1 protein-coding gene is annotated in these 932 nt (G+C 65.3%); it reads right to left on the bottom strand.

Annotation, left to right across the window (positions count from 1 at the left end):
• Positions 1–767: porin (locus AC1DGP_RS35235; protein ID WP_476833292.1), on the bottom strand; the 767-nt coding region annotated here is incomplete at its 3' end.
• Positions 768–932 lie beyond the last annotated feature (165 nt).

The following is a 932-nucleotide window of genomic DNA, read 5'->3' as shown; positions in this document are numbered from 1 at the left end:
ACGTTACGCTGACCGATGGCACCCGACAGCTGAGCGGAGCCCCAGCCCTGGGTCACGTTCAACGCACCGACGAGGTCCGGATACTSGCTGCCCTCRAGGRYCGGAGCAGCGCCGTTGAAGRCGAGGGCGTTGCGGACGACCGCGTTACGGCCGGCCAGGCGGTCTTCGAGCGAGATCGTGGCCGAGAAGCCCGAGCCGAAGGTCGCGGTGTAGGCCAACAGGTTCGGGCTGTTGTCCGAGCCGCGGAGCGAGCTGAAGCCGAGGTCGTTRGCGTAGAAGTCGAAGAACGACTGCGCGCGACCAGCGGTGATCGGTCCGAACTGGATGAAGCCCTTATCGAGGCTGATGCCAGTYGAGTTGCTGTTGGCGCCAGCAGCGCCGTTGGCGAAGATCGCGCCGCCGTTCAGCGCGCCGTAGCCGTACGGGCCGGTCGAAACCGTGACGTCATAACGGATGAAGGTGCGCAGGGTGCCGTAAGCGGTGGCGGTGCGCAGGTCGATGTTCAGACGACCACGAGCGCGGGTGCCGTACGARTCCTGMASGTCGCCCCAACGCTCGCCGAAGGTGTACTCAGCGCGGAGACGGCCGCCGATGCGMAGGCAGCTATCGGTGCCSGGGATGTAGAAGAAGCCGCTRCCATAGGCGGTGCAGACGCGAACGTATTCGACCGGAGCGGCCTTCCGCGAGGGAAGATCGGCGGCCTGAGCCCCGGCGACCGCGGCGAAGCCGGCGGCAGAACCGAGGAGGAGGCTCTTAACGAGCTTCATTGGTAACCTCCAAAAGAGTTTCGAGACCCTCGGGCTTCGGCGTGTTCTTGACGATCGGCCCCAGGAGACCAAACCGGCGAACCCGCCTATCCCGGTCTTTCGCCCACGTCCCTGAACCATTCAGAGGCGAAGACGAAAAACAGCGACCGGGAACGTCCCGACGCA

The organism is Allobosea sp. 05T433 (assembly GCF_056396065.1).
This window is presented reverse-complemented; position numbering and strand designations above follow the sequence as displayed.